This is a genomic window from Pseudomonas sp. (genome assembly GCF_049300855.1).
GTDB lineage: Bacteria > Pseudomonadota > Gammaproteobacteria > Pseudomonadales > Pseudomonadaceae > Aquipseudomonas.
In genome coordinates, this window is sequence record NZ_JBAQKH010000052.1 from 41568 (window position 1) to 65101 (window position 23534).

At 60.8% G+C, this 23534-nt stretch carries 16 protein-coding genes; 5 read left to right on the plus strand and 11 right to left on the minus strand.

The genetic code is table 11. The annotated features are described in order from the left end of the window. Positions 1–343 precede the first annotated feature (343 nt). From WA225_RS24850 to WA225_RS24865, 4 genes are all read right to left on the minus strand, one after another. Positions 344–2014, minus strand: a complete 1671-nt coding sequence (locus WA225_RS24850) for a protein kinase domain-containing protein (protein ID WP_422610048.1) — start codon at positions 2012–2014, stop codon at positions 344–346. A gap of 7 nt (positions 2015–2021) precedes the next feature. After that, the gene (locus tag WA225_RS24855; RefSeq protein ID WP_422610049.1) at positions 2022–3233 is read right to left on the minus strand and encodes a nitrate/nitrite transporter; all 1212 of its coding nucleotides are present in this window, start codon (positions 3231–3233) and stop codon (positions 2022–2024) included. 536 nt (positions 3234–3769) lie between these two features. Next, a complete protein-coding gene (locus tag WA225_RS24860) occupies positions 3770–4345 on the minus strand; it encodes an ANTAR domain-containing response regulator (protein WP_007916390.1) in 576 nt (191 codons plus the stop codon). 15 nt (positions 4346–4360) lie between these two features. Continuing rightward, positions 4361–5572 (minus strand): CmpA/NrtA family ABC transporter substrate-binding protein, encoded by a 1212-nt coding sequence (locus WA225_RS24865; protein WP_422610050.1) that lies wholly within the window; start codon positions 5570–5572, stop codon positions 4361–4363. 223 nt (positions 5573–5795) lie between these two features. Between WA225_RS24865 and WA225_RS24870 the strand changes: the two genes are divergently transcribed. After that, a complete protein-coding gene (locus tag WA225_RS24870) occupies positions 5796–6815 on the plus strand; it encodes a quinone-dependent dihydroorotate dehydrogenase (RefSeq protein ID WP_422610051.1) in 1020 nt (339 codons plus the stop codon). 154 nt (positions 6816–6969) lie between these two features. Here WA225_RS24870 and rmf read toward each other — a convergent pair whose 3' ends face one another. Further along, positions 6970–7185, minus strand: a complete 216-nt coding sequence (gene rmf / locus WA225_RS24875; protein WP_003223300.1) for a ribosome modulation factor — start codon at positions 7183–7185, stop codon at positions 6970–6972. 532 nt (positions 7186–7717) lie between these two features. On the opposite strand from rmf, the gene rlmKL reads away from it, so the two are divergent. Further along, the gene (gene rlmKL, locus WA225_RS24880; protein WP_250603989.1) at positions 7718–9988 is read left to right on the plus strand and encodes a bifunctional 23S rRNA (guanine(2069)-N(7))-methyltransferase RlmK/23S rRNA (guanine(2445)-N(2))-methyltransferase RlmL; all 2271 of its coding nucleotides are present in this window, start codon (positions 7718–7720) and stop codon (positions 9986–9988) included. Positions 9989–10133: 145 nt separating this feature from the next. Beyond that, the gene (locus WA225_RS24885) at positions 10134–12515 is read left to right on the plus strand and encodes a sensor domain-containing diguanylate cyclase (protein ID WP_422610052.1); all 2382 of its coding nucleotides are present in this window, start codon (positions 10134–10136) and stop codon (positions 12513–12515) included. 135 nt (positions 12516–12650) lie between these two features. Here the strand turns inward: WA225_RS24885 and dacB are convergent, their stop codons facing one another. Further along, the gene (dacB, locus tag WA225_RS24890) at positions 12651–14111 is read right to left on the minus strand and encodes a D-alanyl-D-alanine carboxypeptidase/D-alanyl-D-alanine endopeptidase (protein WP_422610053.1); all 1461 of its coding nucleotides are present in this window, start codon (positions 14109–14111) and stop codon (positions 12651–12653) included. Positions 14112–14344: 233 nt separating this feature from the next. On the opposite strand from dacB, the gene WA225_RS24895 reads away from it, so the two are divergent. Further along, on the plus strand, positions 14345–14689 hold the full coding sequence (locus WA225_RS24895) for a YggL family protein (protein WP_007916365.1): 345 nt from the start codon (positions 14345–14347) through the stop codon (positions 14687–14689). 278 nt (positions 14690–14967) lie between these two features. Here the strand turns inward: WA225_RS24895 and WA225_RS24900 are convergent, their stop codons facing one another. Further along, positions 14968–16158: a benzoate/H(+) symporter BenE family transporter gene (locus WA225_RS24900; RefSeq protein WP_422610054.1), complete on the minus strand. Its 1191-nt coding sequence runs from the start codon at positions 16156–16158 to the stop codon at positions 14968–14970. Positions 16159–16404: 246 nt separating this feature from the next. Between WA225_RS24900 and WA225_RS24905 the strand changes: the two genes are divergently transcribed. Then, complete coding sequence (locus WA225_RS24905; RefSeq protein ID WP_422610055.1) at positions 16405–17169, plus strand: GntR family transcriptional regulator; 765 nt, start codon at positions 16405–16407, stop codon at positions 17167–17169. Positions 17170–17350: 181 nt separating this feature from the next. Here WA225_RS24905 and guaD read toward each other — a convergent pair whose 3' ends face one another. The 4 genes from guaD to xdhA all read right to left on the minus strand — a co-directional run bounded on the left by guaD (position 17351) and on the right by xdhA (position 23493). Further along, positions 17351–18655, minus strand: coding sequence for a guanine deaminase (guaD, locus tag WA225_RS24910; protein WP_422610056.1), 1305 nt, complete (start codon positions 18653–18655; stop codon positions 17351–17353). Between the two features lie 13 nt (positions 18656–18668). Then, positions 18669–19526, minus strand: a complete 858-nt coding sequence (xdhC, locus tag WA225_RS24915; protein ID WP_422610057.1) for a xanthine dehydrogenase accessory protein XdhC — start codon at positions 19524–19526, stop codon at positions 18669–18671. A gap of 126 nt (positions 19527–19652) precedes the next feature. Further along, positions 19653–22046 (minus strand): xanthine dehydrogenase molybdopterin binding subunit, encoded by a 2394-nt coding sequence (xdhB, locus tag WA225_RS24920; RefSeq protein ID WP_422610058.1) that lies wholly within the window; start codon positions 22044–22046, stop codon positions 19653–19655. After that, complete coding sequence (gene xdhA, locus WA225_RS24925) at positions 22039–23493, minus strand: xanthine dehydrogenase small subunit (RefSeq protein ID WP_422610059.1); 1455 nt, start codon at positions 23491–23493, stop codon at positions 22039–22041. The genes xdhB and xdhA overlap by 8 nt, the downstream gene beginning before the upstream one ends. Between the last annotated feature and the right edge of the window lie 41 nt (positions 23494–23534).

Below are 23534 nucleotides of genomic sequence, written 5' to 3' on the forward strand. Positions count from 1 at the left end.
CGTCCCGCTAGTTGCCTAGCGAGGACGCCTTTGTCCTGGTCCCGTTCTCTCGGGAAGCGCAGCCTTCGTCGTTGAAGGTTGGGCTTTATGGGTGTGTTGAGAGGGTTAATGCAGTGGTTGTGCCAAGTGGGGACGATGGCGGGTTTATTGGGGTTTGGCAGGTTCTGAGGATGATTTTTTGCACTGAATCGAGGCGGGTCGCTCGGTCGTGGGGCGCTCAGGTAGATGGGTTTGTGGTGATTGGGCTGACGCCTTCGCGAGCAAGCTCGCTCCCACAGGGGATTTGCGAACGACACGAATCCCTTGTGGGAGCGAGCTTGCTCGCGAATGGCGTGACGCGGTGTCAGCCATGAAACAACAAAACCAGCAGCACCAGATTCCCCAGCAGAGCCACGATCGCCATCGTCTGCCACACCTTCAACGGCTCTCGCTCCAGTAACGGCCGAGGCCGCACGCTCAAACTCCGCCGCTCGCCCTGTTCCAGCACCAGCAACCACTCTTCAGCCGTTTCAAAGCGATGTCGCGGATCAGCCGCCACGCCACGCTCCAGACTCTGCGCCAGCCATTCCGGCAGTTCAGGCCGGAAGCGATTGGCACTCACCGGCAGACCAAAGCGCGGCCGTTGAAACGCTTCAATCTCGCCATAAGGAAAATGCCCGGTCAGCAGGAAATACAAAGTCACACCGGCCGCATACAAATCCTGCGGCACACTCGGCGGATCACCGCGAAATGCTTCCGGGGCGATGTAGCTTGGGGTTCCCGGCAACGTCGACGGCGCGTCTTCGGACAGCCCCGGGCAATACGCCAGGCCAAAGTCCAGCAAGCGCAGTTCGCCTTCGTCACCCCAATGCAGATTTTCCGGTTTGATGTCGCGGTGCAGAATCTGCCGCCGATGCAGCAACCCGACGGCACGTAACAAGCGCTCGGCGATGTCCTGCCACTGTGCCAAGGGCAACGGGCCGTGCTGTTGAAACAACTGCGCCAGCGTCGTCCCGGAATATTCGCGCATCACGTAGTACAAATGCTGACGCTGATTGCACCCATGGACTTCAGGGAAATGGCGACCAGCCACACGCCTGAGGAACCATTCTTCCGACAACAAGGCTTGTCCGGCTTGAGGATCATCCGCCAGGCGCGCAGGCAAGGTTTTCAGCAGCCAGTGCTGGCCCTGAGCGTCGGCGACTCGATAAAGCAGCGATTGCTGGCTCTGCGCGACAATCCCCTGCACCTGCCAGCCTTCGAACGATTGACCGGATTTCAATGGCGGCGGCAGTGGCCACTGCTGCAAATGGATCAACGCATCGCCAATGTTGGCCTCGCCGACGGCATCGACCCGCACCAGCAATGCACTGGCATTGTCCTGACTCCCGGCCAGATGCGCTGCGTTGACCAGCGTTTGCGCAGCACTGTGCAGATCCGGCTGGTCACGCAGAATCGCCGCAATCGCGGTATCACCCAACGTCGACCAGACGCCGTCGCTGAGCAGCACAAAGCTTTCACCGTCACGCAGTTCGCCATCGAGAAAGTCCAGCACCAGATGCTGATCCAGCCCGAGCGCACGCTTGAGCACATGCTGCATGCCCGGCTGCTCCCAGACGTGGTCTTCGCTGATCCGCTGCAAACGCTCGGCGTGCCAGCGATACACCCGGCAATCGCCGACGTGGGCGAGGGTGAAGCGCCGACCGCGCATGACCACAGCACTGACCGTGGTGAGCAACGGCTGGCCACCGCCATTGGCCTGCAACCAGCGATTTTGCGCGAGCAGCAGACGATCCAGCGCCTGCGCCACGCTCCAGGTTTGCGGCGTGGCGTAGTAGTCGAGCGCCAAGGCCTGCAACGTCGAACGGGCGGCGAGTCCGCCATCGGCGCACTGGCTGACACCGTCGGCGATGGCGAACAGAAAACCCTTGCTCGCCGCCAGTGCCGGCGCCGGTGTCACCGAACGCAAGGCATCCTGATTCTCCGCGCGCGGCCCGGTGGCGCTGGCTTCGGCAAAGCTCAGTTGCAGGGCCATCGACGCCTCAGACCCGCGCCGCCGTCACCGCTGCCGAACCCCACGTGGTTCTCCAGCGCCGCTTGACGCCGTGCAGGCCAAACCACGCCAACATGCCAAGGCTGGCGAACAACCACAGGGCCAGTTGATAGCTGCCGGTGCTCTGTTTGATTGCGCCCATGCCGGCCGCCAACGCGAAACCACCGATGCCGCCGGCCATGCCGATCAAACCGGTCATGACGCCGATTTCCAGACGAAAACGCTGCGGCACCAGTTGGAACACCGCGCCGTTGCCTGCGCCTAAACCGAGCATGGTGCAGACGAAAAGTGCCAGCGCGGCGTAGGAACTCGGCAGATTGAAACCCACTGCAGCAATACAAATGGCAGCCACCGTGTACATCGCCAGCAAGGTGCGGATACCACCGAAACGGTCCGCCAGCGCGCCACCCAGCGGCCGCATCAAGCTGCCGCCGAACACACAGGCAGCGGTGTAGTAACCGGCAGTCACCGGGCTCAAACCGTATTGATCGTTGAAGTAGCCGGGCAGGGCGCTGGCCAGACCGATGAAGCCGCCGAAGGTCACGCTGTAGAAAAACATGAACCACCAACTGTCGCGGTCGCCCAGCGCCTTGAAGTAGTCGGCCATGGCTTTGGCTTTCGGCCGTTGGGGCGCGTTTTTCGCCAGCCAGGCGAACAGCACCAGCGTCAGGATCAATGGAATCAGGGCGAAACCGAAAACATTGCTCCAGCCGAACGCGGCGGCCAGCACCGGCGCGAGCAGCGCGGCGAACACGGTGCCGGAGTTGCCCGCGCCGGCGATGCCCATGGCTTTGCCCTGATGCTGCGGCGGATACCATTGCGACGCCAGCGGCAGGGCGACGGCAAACGAGGCGCCGGCCATGCCGAGGAACAGGCCGAGTATCAATGCCTGCTCGTAGCTATGAATGCCGATTTTCCAGGCGCCGAACAGCGCGCAAATCACAATGACCTGACCGATCAGCCCAGCGGTTTTCGGCGACAGTCGATCGGCGAGCATGCCCATCACGAAGCGCAGCACCGCACCGGCAAGGATCGGCGTGGCGACGACGAGCCCGCGTTGTTGCGTGGTCAGGTGCAGGTCGGCAGCAATCTGCACCGCCAGCGGGCCGAGCAGGTACCAGACCATGAAGCTCAGGTCGAAATACAGGAAGGCCGCGAACAATGTCGGGGTGTGGCCGGATTTCCAGAAGCTTGAATTCATCGCGCACCTCAGCTGAAAAGAATCTCGAAAGGAGTCGTGCAACAGCAGATGGCGCGCCACCACGGCCGCACCACCGGCCCCGGTCTGTGGGGCCAAAACGCAAAAACGCCGCTACCTGATGCGCCGGTTGGGCGAACGGGTGAGCGACGTCTTTGTCGTGGGTGGGGCAACCGCCGTTGGTTACCTGTGGGTTTACTTAGCGAGATTTGTGCCAACAGCTGAAAGATCAAAAGCCCCTCACCCTAGCCCTCTCCCAGAGGGAGAGGGGACCGATCGAGGTGTTTGGTGTATGTACGCCGACGTGAAATACCGAGTCGAACACACATTCTGAAAAGCCCCTCACCCTAGCCCTCTCCCGAAGGGAGAGGGGAGTGATTGGGGGATGCTCGCGAAGTACGCCGACCTGTGATTTTTTGCTGTGAATCCATAATCGACTCGGTCTTTCAGGTCGATGTTTGACGCCGGACACCTCGGTCAGTCCCCTCTCCCTCCGGGAGAGGGCTAGGGTGAGGGGCTTCTCAAGCGACCAGAACTTTTCAGCCCAACAACTCACTCATCGCAATAATCTGCTCCGCCACCTGAATCAGCTTCTGCTGCCGACTCATCGCCTGGCGCCGCATCAAGGTGTAAGCCTCTTCCTCATTGCAATCCTTCATCTTCATCAACAACCCCTTGGCCAGCTCAATACGCTTGCGCTCGGCCAGTTGCTGATCCCGCGCCTGCAACTGCGCACGCAAGGCCTGATCGCTCTCGAAGCGTGCCATCGCCACATCCAGAATTGGCTGCAAACGCTGGGCGTGAATGCCTTCGACGATGTAGGCACTGACGCCGGATTTGATCGCCTGACGCATCACCCCCGGGTCATGTTCGTCGGTAAACATCACGATCGGCCGGGGCTGGTCGCGGCTGACCAGCACCACTTGTTCCATGACATCGCGGCTCGGTGACTCGGTATCGATCAGGATCACGTCCGGGCGCACCGTTTCGACGCGCGCGGGCAGGTCGATGGTCAGGCCGGACTCGTCGATGACCTCGAAACCGGCTTCAGTCAGCGCGGCTTTCAGGCGGCCGACTTTTTTCGCTGTGTCGTTGATCAGCAGAATGCGCAACATGTTCGCGGTCTCCTGTCAGCGGCGGGCGAGAAGGGCAGCGTCGTCGTTCAACGCGTGCAGCTTGAAACTGCGCGCGTAAGCCGCCGGGTCGCTGCCGTCCCAGATTTTGCCGTCGAGCAACTGGCTGCTGCGCATGTCCGTGCCCCACGCCGCTACGCCGACTGCCGTCGCTGCATCGCGGTAGATATCCAGTTGCTGAACCTGGCGGGCGACGGCGAGGTAATCCGGGTCTTCGCGCAGCAAACCCCAGCGGCGGAACTGGGTCATGAACCACATGCCATCGGACAAGTACGGCAAATTGACTTCACCTTTGCCGTGAAAGCGCAGCGCGTGCGGGTCTTGCCAGCGATTGCCCAGGCCATCGGCATAGTCGCCGAGAAAACGCGGCTCGATGCACGACAGCGGCGCGTCGAGATATTCCTGCGCACTGAGCAATTGCGCGGTGCTGCGACGGTTCTCCGGACTTTCCTCGATGAAGCGGCTGGCTTCAAGGATCGCCATCACCAGTGCTCGCGCGGTGTTCGGGTATTGCTCGACGAATTCGCGGGTGCAGCCGAGGACTTTTTCCGGGTGATCTGACCAGATGGTCTGGCTGGTGGCGAGGGTGAACCCCAGATCCTGCTGCACGGCGCTGGCCGCCCACGGCTCGCCGACGCAAAAGCCGTCGATACGCCCCGCTTGCAGGTGCGCGACCATTTGCGAGGGCGGCACCACCACGCTGTCGACGTCCTGCAACGGATGAATGCCTTGGCTCGCCAGCCAGTAATAAAGCCACATCGCGTGAGTGCCGGTGGGGAAGGTCTGCGCGAAGGTGAGTTTTGCGCGGCTTTGGTGCACGTGGCGGTCCAGCGCTTCAGGACTGGTCACGCCGAGGTTTTGCAGGCCGTGAGAGAGGTTGAGGCTCTGGCCGTTCTGGTTCAGGCCCATCAGCACGGCCATGTCGGTCGGGGCGACCCCGCCGATGCCCAGGTGCACCGCATAGATCAGGCCGTACAAACTGTGCGCGGCATCCAGTTCGCCGCTGACCAGGTTATCGCGCAGATTTGCCCATGAGCTCTGGCGCTTGAGGTTCAGCGTCAATCCGTAAGGCTGGGCGAAGCCCTGTGTGGCTGCGACGACGACCGAGGCGCAATCGCTCAGGGCCATGAAGCCGAGGTTGATCGCACTTTTTTCCGGGGCATCGCTGCCATTGACCCAGGCCAGCGGCCCTGCCGAAGATTCATTCATCCAACGCTACCTCGAAAAAAAGCGTCGCCGCGGAGTTTGCACAGGCAAACCCCGAAGACGACGCCATTGTCTTTGTCCGCCTGCCGCCATTGGCCTGCGCGCTGATGGCAAGGCGGGTGCAAGGCATATGCCAGTGACAGCGATTTGCGCGTGCGCCTCGCGCGGCAGGTCGATGCCCGGCTATAATCGCCGCCTCTTTTCGCCGCCCGAGTCATCGCCGCCCATGTACACCCTGGCCCGTCAGCTGTTGTTCAAACTTTCCCCGGAAACCTCCCACGATCTGTCGCTGGATCTGATCGGCGCGGGTGGGCGTTTGGGCTTAAACGGCTTGCTGTGCAAGGCGCCGGCGAAGAAACCGGTAACGGTCATGGGCCTCGAGTTCCCGAACCCGGTGGGTCTGGCAGCCGGTCTGGACAAGAACGGCGCGGCCATCGACGGCTTCGCCCAACTGGGTTTCGGTTTTGTTGAAATCGGCACCGTGACCCCACGTCCGCAGCCGGGCAACCCGAAACCACGGATTTTCCGCCTGCCGGAAGCCGACGCGATCATCAATCGCATGGGTTTCAACAACCTCGGTGTCGACAACCTGCTCGCGCGGGTTGCAGCGGCGAAATACAAAGGCGTGCTGGGCATCAATATTGGCAAGAACTTCGACACGCCGGTCGAGCGCGCAGTCGACGATTACCTGATCTGCCTGGACAAGGTCTACGCCCACGCGAGCTACGTGACGGTCAACGTCAGTTCGCCGAACACCCCGGGCCTGCGCAGCCTGCAGTTCGGCGATTCGCTCAAGCAACTGCTCGCCGATCTGGCCACACGTCGCGCCGAACTGGCCTTGCGTCACGGCAAGCATGTGCCGCTGGCGATCAAGATCGCGCCGGACATGACCGATGAAGAGACTGCGCAGGTCGCGCAGGCACTGATCGAAACCGGCATGGACGCGGTGATCGCGACCAACACCACCCTGAGCCGTGTTGGCGTTGAAGGCATGGAGCATGGCGACGAGGCGGGCGGTCTGTCGGGCGCGCCGGTGCGGGAGAAGAGCACGAATACCGTTAAGGTGCTGGCCGGTGAGTTGGCCGGGCGGTTGCCGATCATCGCGGCTGGCGGGATTACCGAAGGCAAGCATGCGGCCGAGAAGATGCTGGCCGGTGCGAGCCTGGTGCAGATCTATTCGGGCTTCATCTATAAAGGCCCGGCGCTGATCCGTGAGTCGGTAGACGCGATCGCCGCCCTGCGCTGATCTCCTACAGGTTTTGTGTATGTCACAAATAATGTGACAGGCATAAAAAAGGGCTCCTCGAAGGAGCCCCTGGGCCGCAGCCCGCCGTCCGGGAAGGACGTGCATGGTAAGTCGTTACAAATTCAGATTGTCGTGTCGGAGTTAATGCCCTGTGTCAGCCGACGGCGTGAAGTTCGTTGAGTCTGTGGATTCCCGCAGTGCCGGTCATACCGTCCCAGTTGTCGCCGCGTCCTTCTCGCCAGCCGTTGATCCAGGCTTGACGTACCGACGGTAGAGTAAATGGGCAAAGCTCACGGGATTTGCCACCAACGCCATATTGATATCCGCGCAAAAATGCTCTTTCCAACGGATCACGCTTAAGTCTTCTCATAGGGTGTTTCCCTCACTTGTTGACTGTTTTGTGTCGCGTTGACCTCAACTGAGGTCTGGCAGAAGAAACCTGCCATGGTGCGGCTCGCTGCCGGCGTGGCGAGCCAAGGTGTTGACGCCGTTGCGACGTCAACCTGTGTTCAGTTCTAACCAATGAGTCACACCGAGGGAATGATCGTTTTGTCATAAGGACGTAACGAAATTAGTGCTACAGCCATAAGTAACGACGGGTTTCATGCACGGTTTTTCAGCAAACCCCGGTATGATCGGCCCCGCGCTGCATGATGGGGTTAATTCTTTAGTGAGAATGACCCACGTTTGCGCTGGGGTATAAAGCGACGAAGGGTCGCTTTAAGACTTTTTGTTTCATCAACTTTTTTATCTGTCCCGGCATCTAAGCTCTTTTAACCCGAGCAGCGGGGATGGAACGGCACACCTTCGTGCCACGCGGGCGTTCTTTTAGAAAAGCGCCTGATTGAAAACCGGATCGGCAATGCGTTGCCGGTTCACTAGCCAAAGGCTCTGGAAATACCATGTCCGACCGTTTCGAACTCTTCCTCACTTGCCCTAAAGGCCTTGAAGGCCTGCTCATCGAGGAAGCCGTCGGGCTTGGCCTTGAAGAAGCGCGCGAGCACACTTCCGCCGTGCGTGGCATGGCGACCATGGAAACCGCTTATCGCCTGTGCCTCTGGTCGCGTCTGGCCAACCGCGTGTTGCTGGTGCTCAAGCGCTTCCCGATGAAGGACGCCGAAGACCTGTACCACGGCGTGCTCGACATCGACTGGCAGGATCACATGCTCAGCGACGGCACCCTGGCCGTTGAATTCAGCGGTCACGGCTCCGGCATCGACAACACCCACTTCGGCGCGCTGAAAGTCAAAGACGCCATCGTCGACAAACTGCGCACGCCGCAGGGCGACCGTCCGTCGATCGACAAGCTCAACCCGGACCTGCGCATTCACCTGCGTCTGGATCGCGGCGAAGCGATTCTCTCCCTCGATCTCTCCGGCCACAGCCTGCACCAGCGCGGCTATCGCTTGCAGCAAGGCGCGGCGCCGCTGAAGGAAAACCTCGCGGCGGCGATCCTGATCCGTTCCGGCTGGCCGCGCATTGCTGCCGAAGGCGGCGCGCTGGCTGACCCGATGTGCGGTGTCGGCACGTTCCTCGTCGAGGCGGGGATGATCGCCGCCGACATGGCACCGAACCTGCGCCGTGAGCAGTGGGGTTTCACCGCATGGCTGGGCCACGTCCCGGCGCTGTGGAAAAAACTCCACGAAGAGGCCGTCGAGCGCGCCGCTGCCGGTCTGGCCAAGCCACCGCTGTGGATTCGTGGCTACGAAGCCGATCCGCGTCTGATTCAACCGGGCCGCAACAACGTTGAGCGTGCCGGCCTGAGCGAGTGGATCAAGATCTACCAGGGCGAAGTCGCGACCTTCGAGCCGCGTCCGGATCAGAACCAGAAAGGTCTGGTCATCTGCAACCCGCCGTACGGCGAGCGTCTCGGTGACGAAGCCAGTCTGCTCTATCTCTACCAGAACCTCGGCGAACGTCTGCGTCAGGCCTGCCTGAACTGGGAAGCAGCGGTGTTCACCGGCGCGCCGGATCTGGGCAAGCGCATGGGCATTCGCAGCCACAAACAGTATTCGTTCTGGAACGGCGCGCTGCCGTGCAAGCTGCTGTTGATCAAAGTGCTGCCGGATCAATTCGTCACCGGCGAACGTCGTACCCCGGAACAGCGTCAGGCCGAGCGTGAGCAAGCAGCTTACGACCAGACCCCGGACGAGCCGCAAGAGCGCAAGTTCAACAAGAACGGCAACCCGATCAAACCGACGCCAGCCCCGGCGCCAGTGATCGAGCAGCCGCGCTTGAGCGAAGGCGGGCAGATGTTTGCCAACCGCCTGCAAAAGAACCTCAAGGCCATGGGCAAGTGGGTCAAGCGCGAAGGCATCGATTGCTACCGTGTCTACGATGCCGACATGCCTGAGTACGCGATGGCAATCGACCTGTACCACGATTGGGTGCACGTGCAGGAATACGCCGCGCCGAAGTCCATTGATCCGGAAAAAGCCTCGGCGCGCATGTTTGATGCCTTGGCGGCGATTCCGCAGGCGCTGAACGTCGACAAGAGCCGCGTGGTGGTCAAACGCCGCGAGCGCCAGAGCGGCACCAAGCAGTACGAGCGTCAGGCTGCGCAAGGCAAGTTCAATGAAGTCAGCGAGGGCGGCGTGAAGTTGCTGGTCAACCTCACTGACTACCTCGACACCGGCCTGTTCCTCGATCATCGGCCAATGCGCATGCGCATTCAGAAAGAGGCCGCCGGCAAGCGCTTCCTCAATCTGTTCTGCTACACCGCGACCGCCAGTGTGCACGCGGCCAAGGGCGGCGCGCGCAGCACCACCAGCGTCGACCTGTCGAAGACCTACCTCGACTGGGCACGCCGCAACCTGTCGCTGAACGGCTTCTCGGACAAGAACCGTCTGGAACAGGGTGATGTGATGGCGTGGCTGGAAAGCAGCCGCGACGAGTACGACCTGATCTTTATCGATCCGCCGACGTTCTCCAACTCCAAGCGCATGGAAGGCATCTTCGACGTGCAACGTGACCAGGTGCAGTTGATTGACCTGGCCATGGCGCGTCTGGCAACCGGCGGTGTGCTGTATTTCTCCAACAACTTCCGCAAGTTCCAGTTGGAAGAAAACCTCGCCGAGCGTTACGCGGTTGAGGAAATCAGCGCACAGACCATTGACCCGGATTTCGCCCGTAACACCAAGATCCACCGCGCCTGGAAAATCACGGCTCGTTGACGCTTTGCGCAATTGGATCCACAGAGCCTTGATTTTTAAAGGCTCCGTGGATCTGCCCGCGCTAGCTAAATTAGTGGCTAATAGCTATAACTCACACACGGTCAATGGGGTTTTCCCGTAAATGCTGGCGTAGTGAGTTGTCTTTATGTCGTTGCACCCCGTGCGCCCAAAGATTCTGGGTTTCATCAGTGAAGACGTCTCGGCCTGGCTGGTCGCGCTACTGGTATTGCTCGCCGGCGGGATTCTCACGGGGCTGCTCGCCTGGGCCACCCTCAATCAGTTCCAGCAACAAACCCGTCAGCGTTTTCAACTGCTGGCCAACGAACGTTACACCCGCATCGAAGAACGCTTTCAGGATCAGGAACAACGCCTCGACGGCCTGCGCCGCTTCTTCGCCAACTCCGAATCGGTGTCCCGCGCCGAATTTGACGGTTACACCCAACCTTTATTGATGCGCACCCAGGCCTATTCGTTTGCGCTGCGGGTCAGGGGTGCCGAGCGCGCGGCGTTCGAGCAGCGCGTGCGTGACGAAGGCCTGAGCACTTTTACCATCCGTGAACTGAATGCGCAGGGCGAGCTGCAACTGGCCGCGGTTCGCGATGAATACGTGCCGGTGCTGTATAGCCAGACGCAAAGCCGCCTCGGTTCACCCTTGGGTTATGACCTGCTCGCACAACCGCTGCGTCGCGACACCCTGCAACGCGCCGACAAACTCGGCAGTCTGGCGGTGTCGCAACCGATGCATCTGGTCAGCATCGAACCGTCGTATGCGCGCGGCGTGTTGCTGGTGGCGCCGGTCAGTCGTGAGGGTGCGCGGCAGTCGTTTGGCTATGTGATGGCCGTGATCAGCATGCGTCAATTGCTCGCCGATGGTTTGCCGGATGCTTTTCATGATTACCTGTCGGTGCGCATTCTCGACATGTCGACCAATGATCAGCATGAAGTGCTGTTCGAGTCGACCAACGAGCCGGCGCCGAGCGATCTGTCGGCAACGCGCCTGTTACGCATGGCTGACCACGATTATCAGGTCGATATCCTGCCGAGCGAAGCGTTCGTTCAGGCCAACCATTCGTCGGTCGGCAGCGTGGTCATCCTGGGCAGCCTGCTCAGTTTGCTGCTCAGCGCTCTGCTTTACGTATTGGTCAGTCAACGTCAGCGCGCCTTGCGCATGGTCGAACAGCGCACGCAGGAGTTGCATGCCAGCGAACAGGAGCTGCGCGGCACCCACGGGCAATTGCGCGGCGTACTCAACGCAGCGACCCAGGTGGCGATCATCGCCACTGACCTGCGCGGGGTGATCAATACGTTCAACCCCGGCGCCGAACAAATGCTCGGCTACAGCAGCGCCGACGTCGTCGGGCACATGACCCTGGAAAACCTGCACCTGCCCCGCGAGCTGAGCGCGCGCGCTGCCGAGTTGAGTGCGCGTTACGGCAAAAGCATCCCGACCTGCCACGCGATGCTGGTCGAGGGCGGTGAGGTCGGCGGTCACGAGGCGCGGGAATGGACGCTGGTGCGCAGCGATGGCAGTCATTTACCGGTGAACATGCTCGCCACCCCGGTGCTCGATGAGCAGGGTTTGTGGGTCGGGCATCTGGCGATCTGCATCGACATCACCGAGCGCAAACGCGTGCATGAGGTGCTGGCAGCGCGAGATGTGTTGCTGAAAAAGCTCAGCGCCCACGTGCCCGGCGGCATCTATCAATTCAAGATGGAATTCGACGGACGCTTCAGCGTGATCTACGCCAGTGACGGCATTCGCGAGATCTACGAACTGGAGCCGGACGTGCTGCTGTTCAATGCCGAGGCGATCTTCACGCGCATTCATCCACAGGACATTACCCGTGTGCGTACCTCGATTCGCGCGTCAGCGGACAGCCTCAGCCCGTGGCGCGAAGAGTACCGCGTGCAATTGCCCGAGCGCGGTCTGCGTTGGGTGCGCGGCGAAGCGACACCGGAAGAGCTGCCGGGCGGCGGCGTGTTGTGGCACGGCTATATCTCGGACATCTCCGACCTCAAACGCGTGGAAGAAGAACTGCGTGCGCTGTCGGTGACCGACTCGCTGACCGGCATTCATAACCGCCGCTACTTTCAAGAGCGCCTGACCACGGAAATGGCCCGGGTCGAGCGCGGTGGCGGCGAGCTGTCAGTGATCATGCTCGACATCGACCACTTCAAACGCATCAACGACCAGTATGGCCACGCCGTCGGTGACCGGGTGTTGCAAGCGGTGTGCGAGCGCATCGGCCATCGTTTGCGGCGTACCGATGTGTTCTGTCGATTGGGTGGCGAGGAATTCATGGTGCTGTGCCCGGACATCGACGGCGAGCACGCGTACATGTTGGCGGTTGAGCTGTGGCAGGGCTTGCGCGGCGCGCCGGTGGATGTGGTCGGCGTGGTCACGGCGAGTTTTGGCATTGCCAGCTGGCGGCCGGGGGAGGGCGCGGATGCGCTGCTGCTGCGGGCGGATTCGGGGGTGTATATGGCGAAGCAGCGCGGGCGTGATCGCGTCGAGCAGATGAGCTAGACCCTGCCACCCATCCCCTGTGGGAGCGAGCTTGCTCGCGAAGGGGCCCGAACAGTCAAGGACGATATCGACTGTACTGACGTCTTCGCGAGCAAGCTCGCTCCCACAGGGTTTTGTGGTGTTGCTTGAAAGGCGTTACAGGACCGAAGCGGTCTGCGGCAGTTTCGGCTGCTTGTACAGATCCAGCAGCACCTGATCGAGCACCGACGACGCACCAAACGGCGCCTTGTCGTTGAGGATCGCCACCACCGCCCAGGTATTGCCATTGACGTCACGGCTGAAGCCGGCGATTGCGCGCACGGTGTTCAGGGTGCCGGTCTTGACGTGGGCTTCGCCGCGCATCGCCGTGGTTTTCAGGCGTTTACGCATGGTGCCGTCGGTACCGGCGATCGGCAGCGAGCTGATGTATTCCGCGGCATACGGGCTGTGCCACGCGGCTTGCAGCATTGCCGCCATCTCGCGGGCGCTGACGCGTTCGGCACGCGACAGGCCAGAGCCGTTCTCCATCACCAGGTGCGGCGCGGTGATGCCTTTCTTCGCCAGCCACTGACGTACTACGCGTTGTGCGGCTTTCGCATCATCACCGTCGGCGTCGTTGCGAAATTTCTGGCCGAGGCTGAGGAACAGCTGCTGGGCCATGGTGTTGTTACTGTATTTGTTGATGTCGCGGATGATTTCCGCCAGATCCGGCGAATAGGCGCGAGCCAGCAGTTTGGCGCTGCTCGGCGTCGGGGCCAGACGATCCTTGCCCTGAATGCTGCCACCCAGTTCTTTCCAGATCGCGCGCACGGCGCCAGCGGTGTAGGTGGCGTGGTCGAGCAGCGACAGGTAAGTCTGCGAGCTGCAACCTTCGCCCAATTGGCCGGCAACGGTCACGTTGACGCTGCCATCGGCTTGCGGCACCGGGTTGTAGCGCACGCCGCCGGTGCATTGCTTGGACGGCAGCGCCTTGACGGTGTTTTCGATGTGGATGCTGGCAATCGGCGGTTCGACCGAGATCAATACGCGGCCACCGTCATTGCGCGCCACGAAGCGCAGGGCCTTGAGGTTGACCAGCAGCGAATCGGGTTTGACCAGGAACGGCTTGTTCTCGTCGTTGCCGTCATCGTTGAATTCCGGCAGCACTGGTTGCACGAAGAAGTTGCGGTCGAGGATCAGGTCACCGGTGATTTGCGTCACGCCGTTGGCGCGCAGGTCGCGCATCAGCAGCCAGAGTTTTTCCATGTTCAGCTTCGGATCGCCGCCACCCTTGAGGTAGAGGTTGCCGTTGAGGATGCCGCCACTCAGGTCGCCGTCGGTGTAGAACTCGGTTTTCCACTGATGGTTGGGGCCGAGCATTTCCAGCGCCGCGTAGGTGGTGACCAGTTTCATGGTCGAGGCCGGGTTGACCGAGACGTCGGCGTTATACACGGTCGCCGTGCCGGGGCCTTCCAGCGGCACCATCACCAGCGACAGGGCGGTAGGCGGCAGTTTGCTGGCCTTGAGGGCTTTTTCGACGTTGGGGGTCAGGGCGGTGTTAATGGTGGCAGCGGAAACAGGCAGGGCCAGGGGCAGAAGAAGGCCGGCGAGAAGCAGAGGACGCAACGATTTGATCATATGAAATAAAACCCTACAGCCGAGGGGAAAATAACGAGGACATGGATGAAAAAGCCCTCAGTGGTCATGAAAGTGTCGGCATTATGCCCCAAGGTGTTATCGCTTGTGCCTTGTCCGGGCCGGCCAATACGTTATTTTTTTACGGGCGGTCGGCTTCCGGGGCCAGAGAGTCGGGCAATCGGCGGCTTAAACTGGTAAAGTGCCGGCCGTTAATACTTAAGAGGATTGTTCCAATGGCGACTAACCGTTCCCAGCGTCTGCGCAAAAAACTGTGCGTTGATGAATTTCAAGAGCTGGGTTTCGAGCTGAACCTGGACTTCAAAGAAGACTTGTCCGAAGAAGCCATTGACGCTTTCCTCGAAGCCTTCATCAAAGAAGCCATGGAAGCCAATGGTCTGGGTTATGTTGGCGGCGACGACTTCGGTCTGGTATGCCTGCAGAAGCGTGGCTCGGTCAACGAAGAGCAGCGCGCTGCCGTTGAAGCCTGGCTGAAAACCCGTTCCGAGCTGACCAAGTACGAAGTCAGCCCGTTGCTGGACGTGTGGTATCCGGAAAAGCCGATCAACGCGGCCAAGTGATACTGAAAAAAACGGCGACCTGAGGGTCGCCGTTTTTTTTCGTCTGGGGTTTGGGTGTTTGGGTGTTGGGCATGGATATTGTGGTGAGTCTACCCCTCATCGGAGCGCCGCCCGCCCAGCCCTCTCCCCCTGGAGAGGGAGCCGATTTATGGGCTGTTCAAAATTTGAGTTCGACTCGGGATCTCGTCTTGGTATAGCTCGCGCGTCCAACACGGTCAGTCCCCTCTCCCTCCGGGAGAGGGCTAGGCGGGCGGCGTTCCGATGAGGGGCTTTTGACCTTAAGCTTTACGCCAATTCAAAATCACCAGCGTCAAAACCCCCGCCACAATCCCCCAAAACGCCGACCCAATGGAAAACAACGTCAGCCCCGACGCCGTGACCATAAAGGTAATCAACGCCGCCTCCCGTTCCTTCACCTCGGTCATGGCAATGCTTAAACCATTGATGATCGAACCAAACAGCGCCAGCGCGGCAATCGACAGCACCAGTTCCTTCGGCAGCGCGGCAAACAACGCTGCCAAGGTAGCGCCGAACACCCCGGCAATCCCGTAGAAAATCCCGCACCAGACCGCAGCCGTGTAGCGTTTGTTGCGGTCTTCATGGGCGTGCGGCCCGGTGCAGATCGCCGCGCTGATGGCCGCAAGGTTGATGCCGTGGGAGCCGAACGGCGCCAGCAGCAGCGAGGCGATGCCGGTGGTGGTGATCAGCGGCGAGGCCGGGACGGTGTAGCCATCGGCGCGCAGGACGGCGATGCCCGGCATGTTCTGCGAGGTCATCGCCACTACAAATAATGGAATGCCGATGCTGATCGTCGCCGCGAGCGAAAAGTGCGGCGTGGTCCACACCGGCGTCGCCACTTCCAGATGAAAACCGCTGAAGTCGAGCAAACCCATAAAGCCCGACAGTGCAGTGCCGATCAGCAGCGCGGCGAGTACGGCATAACGCGGTGACAGACGTTTAACCACGAGATAAGTGAAGAACATCCCCAGTACCAGACCGGTGCGGTGCTGCGCGGCGACGAAAATCTCGCTGCCGATCTTGAACAGAATCCCCGCCAGCAATGCCGCCGCCAAGGATGCCGGGATCTTTTTCACCAGCCGTTCGAAGCTGCCGGTCAGCCCGCAGATCGTCACCAGCACGGCGCAGGTGATGTACGCGCCAATGGCCTCGCCATAGCTGACGCCGCCAAGGCTGGTGATCAGCAAGGCGGCACCGGGGGTCGACCAGGCAATGGTGATCGGTGTGCGATAGCGCAGCGACAGGCCGATCGAACACACCGCCATGCCGATCGAAATCGCCCAGATCCACGAAGAAATCTGCCCGCTGGTCAGCCCGGCCGCTTGCCCGGCCTGGAACATCAGCACCAGCGAACTGGTGTAGCCGGTCATCATGGCAATGAAGCCGGCGACGATCGCTGAAGGCGAGGTGTCGGTCAGTGGGCGGAGTCGAGTGTGGGTGGCGTCGTTCATGACGGCGGTGTTCCTTATACCAATGAAGGTCCCTTGTGGGAGCGAGCAGCGGATTCTGCGATCAAGCCTAAACTCATTCGTAACGGATCGTTGCAATACAGCCGAGGTCACAAACAGCCATACAGTCGTGTTGCCACCATCCATTGTGTACAATCGCGCTGTTTTTTACGCGATACTTGCCAGCGACCTACTGTGCCGTATTACAGTCACGGTCTATTCGCCGCAGTTCTCCCGACTCGAGTGCCCATGAACGAACAGTTGCAACCCCTCAAGAAACAACCGCGAGCAGGCAAAGCCGGGCGCAGCGGAACCCAGGACGATATTGTCTACGCGCATATCTTCGAGGCCATCCTCGAACAGCGTCTGGCGCCCGGCACAAAGTTGAGCGAAGAAGCGCTGGGGGAAATCTTCGGGGTCAGCCGCACCATCATTCGCCGCGCGCTGTCGCGTCTGGCCCATGAAGGCGTGGTGCTGTTGCGGCCGAACCGTGGCGCCGTCGTCGCCAGCCCGAGCGTTGAAGAAGCGCGTCAGGTGTTCATGGCCCGGCGCCTGGTCGAGCGCGCGATCACGGAACTGGCGGTGCAACACGCCACCGCTGAGCAAATCGCCGAATTGCGCCAGATGGTCAACGACGAGCGCGACAGCTTTTCCCGTGGCGATCGCGGTGCCGGCATTCGTCTGTCGGGCGAATTCCACCTGAAACTGGCCGAAGCGGCGAAAAACGCGCCACTGGTTAGCTTTCAGCGCAGCCTGGTTTCGCAGACTTCTTTGATCATTGCCCAGTACGAAAGCGGCAACCGCTCGCATTGCTCGTACGACGAACACACGCAGTTGATCGACGCGATCGAGAAACGCGACGCTGAGCTGGCGGTGAACCTGATGATGCATCACATGGATCACATCGACAGCAAGCTCAACCTCGACGAGGAAGGCGCGTCGGATGATCTGCATGCGGTGTTCTCGCATTTGTTGCAGACCAAGAAGCCTGGGCGCCCGAGCGCCAAGCTCTAAGTCAGACCGAGTTGCCCCAATCGCTGGCAAGCCAGCTCCCACAGGTTTCTCGCTGAATCGCAGATTTGGTAAACCCCACAAATCCCTGTGGGAGCTGGCTTGCCAGCGATAGCAATCAGACAGGCAACAAAAATCCCCCAGGCTGAAAGGCGCTGGGGGATTTTTTTGTGTCTGTGAAAACTTAGCGCTGATGCACCAAAGCACCCGCCGCATACGTCTGCTGCACCGTGCGGTCATCGCCCAGCGTCATCAGCACAAACAACGTCTCGGCAATGTTGTTGGCCTGCTTCAAACGGTAGCTCAGCAGCGGCGTGGCGTTGTAATCGAGCACCAGGAAGTCAGCGTCGGAACCCGGTTGCAGGTTGCCGATCTTGTCTTCCAGACGCAGCGCCCGCGCGCCACCCAATGTCGCCAGGTACAGCGACTTGAACGGGCTCAGTCGCGCACCTTGCAGTTGCATCACCTTGTACGCTTCGTTCAGGGTTTGCAGCAGCGAGAAACTGGTGCCGCCGCCAACATCAGTGCCCAGACCGACATTCAGCTTGTGCTTCTCGGCCATTGGCAAATTGAACAAGCCACTACCCAAGAAGAAGTTCGACGTCGGGCAGAACGAGATCGCCGAGCCGGTTTCCGCCAACCGCGCGCACTCGTCGTCGCACAGGTGCACGCCGTGGGCGAATACCGAGCGTTCGCCGAGCAATTTGTAGTGATCGTAAACGTCGAGGTAGCCCTTGCGCTCCGGGAACAGCTCCTTGACCCACTCGATTTCCTTGAGGTTTTCGCTGATGTGGGTCTGCATGTACAGATCCGGGTATTCGGTCAGCAGTTGCCCGGCGAGGGTGAGTTGTTCCGGAGTGCTGGTCGGCGCGAAGCGTGGAGTAACTGCGTAGTGCAGGCGACCCTTGCCGTGCCAGCGCTCGATCAGCGCCTTGCTTTCGACGTAGCTCGATTCTGCGGTGTCGGTCAGATAGTCCGGGGCGTTGCGGTCCATCATCACCTTGCCGGCGATCATCCGCAGGTCAAGCTTCTCGGCCGCTTCGAACAATGAGTTCACCGATTGCGGGTGCACGCTGCCAAACACCAGTGCGGTGGTGGTGCCGTTGCGCAGCAGCTCCTTGACGAAAATGTCAGCGACTTCGTCGGCATGCGCCTTGTCGCCGAACTGGCTTTCGCACGGGAAGGTGTAGGTGTTGAGCCAGTCGAGCAGTTGCTCGCCGTAGGCACCGACCATGCCGGTTTGCGGAAAGTGGATGTGGGTATCGATGAAGCCCGGGGTGATCAGCGCGTCTTTGTAGTGCTCGATTTCGATGTCCGCCGGCAGGGTCGGCAGCAAATCACTGGCGTGGCCAAGGGCGCTGATCTTGCCGCCATCGACCACCAGCAGGCCATCCTCGAAATATTCGTAGGAGGCTTCGATGCCGACTTCGGCGGGGTCGGCGATGCTGTGCAGGATGGCGGCGCGGTAGGCTTTGCGAGTCAGAGGCATGAGGGTTCTCTAATCAGTTTGAGGCTTTGAGTTTGGTCGCCTGACTGCGCCGCGAAACCGGCAGCAGCTTGGCAATCGGTTCGGCGCTGGCAGTCTGCTGGCCGAAGTTGGCGTTGTAGGTGGCGATGATTTCGCCGGCGATGGAAATGGCGATTTCCACAGGCAGTTTGCCTTTGACTTCGCCGATGCCCATCGGGCAGCGCATGCGTTGCACGACGCCGCTGTCGAAGCCGCGATCACGCAGGCGATGTTCGAACTTGGCGCGTTTGGTCTTCGAGCCAATCAGGCCGAAGTAGGCGAAGTCGTTGCGCTTGAGGATCGCGGCAGTGAGTTCAAGGTCGAGCTGATGGTTGTGGGTCATGACGATGCAATAACTGCCGGCGGGCAGCTCATCGATTTCGTCCACAGGCTCTTCGGCGACGATTTTACGCACGCCGTGGGGGATGTGTTCGGGGAATTCGGCATCGCGCGAATCGATCCAGCGCACCCGGCAGGGCAGGCTGGCGAGCAGCGGCACCAAGGCGCGGCCAACGTGACCGGCACCAAATACGGCGATCTGCGCCTGCACCTGGCCCATCGGTTCGAACAGCAACACGGTGGCGCCGCCGCAGCACTGGCCCAGGCTGGCACCGAGACTGAAGCGCTCCAGATGGGTGTCCTGCTTGCCGCTGGCGAGCATCTCGCGGGCGATCTGCATGGCTTTGTATTCCAGATGCCCGCCACCGATGGTGTCGAAACTCTGGTTGGCGCTGATGACCATTTTCGAGCCGGCGTTGCGTGGCGTCGAGCCGAGTTCTTCGATGATCGTCACCAGAACGCAGGGTTCGCCCTGGTTCTGCAGGTCGGCGAGGGCGTCGATCCAGTTGTACATACACACCTCTCAGATCGTTCCCACGCTCTGCGTGGGAATGCATCACTGGACGCTCCGCGTCCGCTGTTCAGGATGCGACGCAGAGCGTCGCGGGCTGCATTCCCACGCAGAGCGTGGGAACGATCATCAAACAACCTCGGTTTCAGCTTCAACGGCTTTCACCGCTTTCAACTGACGCATCTGCTCACACCCCCACAACACCCGCTCCGGCGTCGCCGGCGCATCGATCTGCGGTTGATGCTTGTAGTCACCGAGGCTCGCCACCGCATCCTTGATCGCACACCACGACGCAATCCCGAGCATGAACGGCGGTTCACCGACAGCCTTGGAATGGAACACCGTGTCTTCCGGGTTCTTGCGGTTTTCCACCAGCTTCACTCGCAGGTCGAGCGGCATGTCCGCCACGGCCGGGATCTTGTAGCTGGCCGGGCCGTTGGTCATCAGCTTGCCTTTGTTGTTCCAGACCAGCTCTTCCATGGTCAGCCAGCCCATGCCCTGAATGAAGCCACCTTCGACCTGACCGATGTCGATGGATGGGTTCAACGAGGCGCCGACGTCATGAAGAATGTCGGTACGCAGCATTTTGTACTCGCCGGTCAGGGTGTCGACGATCACTTCGCAGCACGCCGCGCCGAAGGCAAAGTAGTAGAACGGACGACCACGCGCCTGGCTGCGGTCATAGTAGATTTTCGGCGTTTTGTAGAAGCCGGTGCTCGACAGCGAGACCTGATTGAAATACGCCTGCTGGATCAGCGCTTCAAAGGTCAGGATATGGTCGCGAACCCGCACGTGGCCGTTGTGGAATTCGACGTCTTCTTCAGTGACTTTGAAGTGACGTGCAGCGAATTCGACCAGACGTTTCTTGATGATTTCCGCCGCGTTTTGCGCCGCCTTACCGTTCAAGTCAGCACCGCTGGACGCCGCCGTCGGCGAGGTGTTCGGCACCTTGTCGGTGTTGGTCGCGGTGATTTGCACGCGGTCGATTTCCACTTGGAACACTTCAGCCACAACCTGCGCGACTTTGGTGTTCAGGCCCTGACCCATTTCGGTGCCGCCGTGGTTCAGATGGATGCTGCCGTCGGTGTAGATGTGGATCAGCGCACCGGCCTGGTTCAAGAAGCTCGCGGTGAAGGAAATACCGAATTTCACCGGGGTCAGCGCCAGGCCTTTTTTCAGGATCGGGCTGTTGGCGTTGTAGCGACGAATCGCTTCACGGCGTTCGTGATACTGGCTGCTTTCTTCCAGTTCGGCGGTCATTTCCTCGAGCATGTTGTGCTCGACGGTCTGGTAGTAATGGGTGACGTTGCGCTCGGTCTTGCCGTAGTAGTTGGCCTTGCGCACCGCTAGCGGATCGAGTTGCAGGTGACGGGCAATCGCGTCCATCACTTCTTCGATCGCGACCATGCCTTGCGGGCCACCGAAACCACGGTAAGCGGTGTTCGACGCGGTGTTGGTCTTGCAGCGGTGACCGTGGATGGTCGCATCGCCGAGGTAGTACGAGTTGTCCGAGTGGAACATCGCGCGGTCAACGATCGACGCGGACAAGTCCGGCGAGCAGCCGCAGTTGCCGGCCAGGTCCATGTTGATCCCGTGCAGGCGCCCGGTGCTGTCGAAACCAACGTCGTACTCGACGTAGAACGGGTGACGCTTGCCGGTCATCAGCATGTCTTCGACGCGCGGCAGGCGCATCTTGGTCGGCTGGCCGGTGAGGTGCGCAACCACCGCGCACAGGCAGGCCGGGCTCGCGGCTTGAGTTTCCTTGCCACCGAAACCACCGCCCATGCGACGCATGTCGACGACGATTTTGTTCATCGACACGTCGAGCACTTCGGCGACCAGTTTCTGCACTTCGGTGGGGTTCTGCGTCGAACAGTAGACGATCATGCCGCCGTCTTCGGTGGGCATCACCGAGGAGATTTGCGTCTCCAGATAGAAGTGTTCCTGACCGCCGATGTGTAGCGTGCCTTGAATGCGGTGTTCAGCCGTTGCTAGCGCGGAGACCGAATCGCCGCGCTGGTGAGTGTGGCTGTCGAGCACGAAGTGGCGTTTGCGCAGGGCTTCGACCACGTCGAGCACCGGCTCGAGATCTTCGTATTCGATGATCGCCGCCATCGCCGCTTTGCGCGCGGTTTCCAGATCTTTCGCGGCCACGGCGAGCACCGGTTGACCGACGAACTGCACGTCATCGATGGCCAGCAGCGGGTCGCCCGGCATCAGCGGGCCGATGTCTTTCAGGCCCGGCACGTCTTCGTGGGTGATCGCGATGCGCACGCCCTCGAAGGCGTAGCACGGCGAGGTGTCGATGCTGATGATTTTCGCGTGGGCGCGGTCTGACATGCGTGCATACAGGTGCAACTGGTTCGGAAATTCCAGGCGATCATCGATGTACTGCGCTTCACCCGACACGTGTTTGGCGGCGCTGTCATGCTTGACGCTGCGACCGACACCGGAGGTCAGGTCCTTGGCGAACAATTCAGCCAGTTCAGCTTGAGTTTTCTCTACGCCGTGATGGTTAGACATAAGCGGTCACCCGAGTCTCGATGTGCGGTGTTTGCAGTTCGATGAAGTATTTGCGCAGCAGATTCTGCGCACCGAGCAGGCGATATTCCTTGCTGGCGCGGAAGTCCGAGAGCGGCGTGAAATCTTCGGCGAGGGCAGCGCAGGCGCGTTCGACCACAGCGTTGTTGAACGGCGCACCGATCAACACGGCTTCGCAGTGAGCGGCGCGTTTCGGGATCGCGGCCATGCCGCCAAAAGCCATGCGCGCATCGGTGATCACACCGTTTTCGACGCGCAGGTTGAACGCGGCGCAGACGGCGGAGATGTCATCGTCCAGACGCTTGGAGACTTTGTAGGCGCGGAACAGTTGTTCGGCGCTGGCGCGCGGGACGATGATCTTCTCGATGAATTCACTTTCCTGACGGGCCGTGACTTTGTAATCGATGAAGTAATCGTCGAGGTTCAGGGTGCGCCGGGTTTCGCCTTTGCACAGCACCACCTGCGCGCCGAGAGCGATCAGCAGCGGTGGCGAGTCACCGATCGGCGAGGCGTTGCCGATGTTGCCGCCGAGGGTGCCCTGGTTGCGGATTTGCAGCGAGGCGAAGCGGTGCAGCAGTTCGCCGAAGTCCGGGTACTCGGCATTCAACGCTTCGTAGCAGTCGGAGAGGGCGGTGGCGGCGCCGATTTCGATGCGGTCTTCGAAGGTGTCGATGCGCTTCATTTCCGCGACGTTGCCGACGTAGATCATCACCGGCAACGTGCGGTGAAATTGAGTGACTTCCAGCGCCAGATCCGTGCCGCCGGCGAGCAGACGCGCTTGTGGATAAGCGTCGTAGAGATCGGCAAGATCAGCGACGGTCAGCGGCACCAGGCAGCGCTTGTCACCGCTGTTGAGTTCGCCGATATCGGTCGGTGCGATGGCTTTCAGGCGCGCGATGGTCTCCGCTTCGCGGGCATCGAACTGATCCGGTTGTTTGCCGCAGCACGATTGCTCGGCCGCCGCCAGAATCGGCCGGTAGCCGGTGCAGCGGCAGAGGTTGCCGGCCAGCGCTTCGTGGGCCTTGGCGTGATCCGGTGCATCGCTGTTCTTTTGCAGGGCGAACAGCGACATGACAAAGCCGGGGGTGCAGAAACCGCACTGCGAACCGTGGCACTCGACCATGGCTTTCTGCACGCTGTGCAGTTCGCCTTTGTGCTTGAGGTCTTCGACGCTGATCAGTTGTTTGCCGTGCAGCGACGAAACAAAGGTCAGGCACGAGTTGAGGCTGCGATAGCGAATGTGCTCGCGACCCTCGTCATCCGTTTGCAACTCGCCGACCACCACGGTGCAGGCGCCGCAGTCACCGCTGGCGCAACCTTCTTTGGTGCCCGATTTACCGACGTGTTCACGCAGGTAATTGAGCACAGTCAGATTCGGGTCCAGGGCGTGCTCGCTACGGAGTTCCTGGTTAAGTAAAAACTGGATCACGGAAGGCCTCGCAGACTCATTATTGTTGTTAACCGACTTGA